Source organism: Oceanicaulis sp. UBA6590, assembly GCF_002433705.1.
GTDB lineage: Bacteria > Pseudomonadota > Alphaproteobacteria > Caulobacterales > Maricaulaceae > Oceanicaulis.
The window spans coordinates 1,469-3,488 of the sequence record NZ_DJIQ01000021.1; the positions used below are offsets into that span (position 1 = coordinate 1,469).

Here is a 2,020-nt window from a genome sequence, read left to right on the forward strand (position 1 = left end):
CCGCCCCCTTGCAGGCCATGGGGATCGAGACGATCTATCACCCCTTCTACTCCCGTTTTGAACCGTTCATCAGCGCACGCGGTGCAGAATACGACCTTGTGGTCGTGCATCGCTTCGCCGCTGCGGAGCGCGTGATGGGCGCGCTGCGAACCCATGCGCCGCAAGCGAAGATCGCCTTCATGCCTGCGGATCTGCACTTCCTGCGCGAACAGCGTGAGGCGGACCTGTCAGGCGATGCGATCGCGCTGGAACAGGCGGCTGAAACCAGGCGCCGTGAACTGGCCATCATCCAGTCCGCCGATGCGGTGCTGCCACACTCGGACCTGGAGATCGAACTGCTGAAGGAGGCGACGCCCGAAACGCCGCCCTTCAAGCTCCCGCTGATCCATGACCCGGACCCTCTTGCGGCTGGTTTCCACCGCCGTTCGGGCGTGGGCTTCCTGGGCGGTTACGGGCATCCGCCGAATGTGGACGCCGTGGACTGGTTCATGGACGAGATCTGGCCCAGGGTCAGGGCCGTGAAACCGGACGCCCGGTTTGTTCTGGCCGGCAGCAAGATGCCGGACCGGTTCAAGGCGCTTGACGGCAGGAATGGCGTCGAGGTGCTCGGATTTGTCGAAACCATTGACGAGTTCTTCGGCAGTGTTCGCGCTTCGCTGGCGCCCTTGCGCTATGGCGCCGGCGCCAAGGGCAAGGTGGCGGCCAGTCTGGCCCTGGGTACGCCGTGCGTGTCGACCTCTGTCGGGGCGGAAGGCATGGGGCTGACGCCGGGCGTGGATGTTCTGGTGGCGGACGATCCGGACGGGTTCGCTCGCCACATCCTCGCCATGCTTGATGACGAAAACCGCTGGAACGAGTTGCGTCAGGCGGGCGTGGACTTTGCGCGTCGCGAGACTTCGCGCGAGGTGGTCCGCCAACGTCTCTCGGACATGTTGGGGCATCTGAAGCTGGCTTGAGCGGCGACTCGCGCGATTCTTTCACGCCTGTCCTGTCACACTGCTTGAACTTTTGCCGTTAAAGACGGATTTTAAGGGCATGAGTGCGCCTGAAACCTCTGCCGCTGACGACCCGTTGGCTGACGCGATCGCCCGCCTGGACCGGGCGGTCTCGCGCGTAGGCGCACGGCTTGAAGACTATCAGCTGCGCCTGAGCGCGGCGGCGGGCGACGTCGAGGCCGCACACGAGCTGGACAATGATCGCGCCCGACTCGCCGCGGCGCTGGACGAGGCGCGGGCCCGTGAGGACGAGCTGCAAGGCGCTGCGGAAGAGGCGGCGCAAGCGCTGGATGACGCCATGGCGGATCTTCAGACATTGTTGGCGCATACCGACGAGTCCGGGGAGCAGGCGTGAGCAAGGTCACCATTTCCCTGAATGGACGCGCGTTCACCATTGGCTGTGAAGAGGGTCAGCAAGCCTATCTGCGCGAGCTGGCGGGCCATCTCGACACCCATGTGCGCGACCTGGCCGAAAAGGTGGGCCAGATCGGGGATGTGCGCCTCCTGCTGATGGCGGCGCTGATCGTCACCGATGAAATGCGCGAGGCGCGCGGCAAGGTCGATGAGCTGGAAGACACGGTGCTCGATCTGAAGGGCAAGGTGTCCCAGGCCGACGCCCGACGCCGATCGGACCGGGCGCGGGCGGCGGAAGCCCTGATAGGGGCGGCTGAAAAGCTCGAAACCATGATCGGGATCGAGGCGGCGACGAGCGCGATGACTGCGTCAGCCGATCCTTCAGATGGAGAAAGCGCTTGAGCGCGGGGCATCGCGACCCCATCTTCCTTCACGGCGGTAGCTGGACCGTTCGGCAGGTCTTAACATCCCGAGGACCTTACATCTCTGAGAGGGAGCTGCCTCTGGACTGGACCGTGGTCCTATCTAAGCGGCGCCCACCTGGTTTACCGGGTCATCAGGGTTGGAAAACGACCACCGGCGGAATTGGCGCCGCCACCCTTACCCTTCAGCCGTCATGCTGACCGCCTGGCGCAAATCCAACGCCAGGCGCGCCGCCCGCGCCGCCCGCG

At 65.1% G+C, this 2,020-nt stretch carries 3 protein-coding genes and 1 other RNA gene; all 4 read left to right on the plus strand.

Features of this window, described 5'->3' with window-relative positions:
• The coding region (locus tag B2Z70_RS03780) for a glycosyltransferase (protein WP_292981171.1) at positions 1 to 956 on the plus strand (956 nt) is incomplete at its 5' end.
• Between the two features lie 79 nt (positions 957 to 1,035).
• On the plus strand, positions 1,036 to 1,350 hold the full coding sequence (locus B2Z70_RS03785) for a DUF4164 family protein (RefSeq protein ID WP_292981174.1): 315 nt from the start codon (positions 1,036 to 1,038) through the stop codon (positions 1,348 to 1,350).
• Positions 1,347 to 1,751, plus strand: coding sequence for a cell division protein ZapA (locus B2Z70_RS03790; RefSeq protein WP_009801904.1), 405 nt, complete (start codon positions 1,347 to 1,349; stop codon positions 1,749 to 1,751). Before B2Z70_RS03785 ends, B2Z70_RS03790 begins: the two co-directional genes overlap by 4 nt.
• Before the next feature lie 34 nt (positions 1,752 to 1,785).
• Positions 1,786 to 1,945: non-coding RNA, 6S RNA (gene ssrS, locus B2Z70_RS03795), on the plus strand.
• Positions 1,946 to 2,020 lie beyond the last annotated feature (75 nt).

Bases quoted from the DNA above. Each gene is read 5' to 3' on its own strand.
- B2Z70_RS03785 (WP_292981174.1), top strand. From the start codon at position 1,036: ATGAGTGCGCCTGAAACCTCTGCCGCTGACGACCCGTTGGCTGACGCG.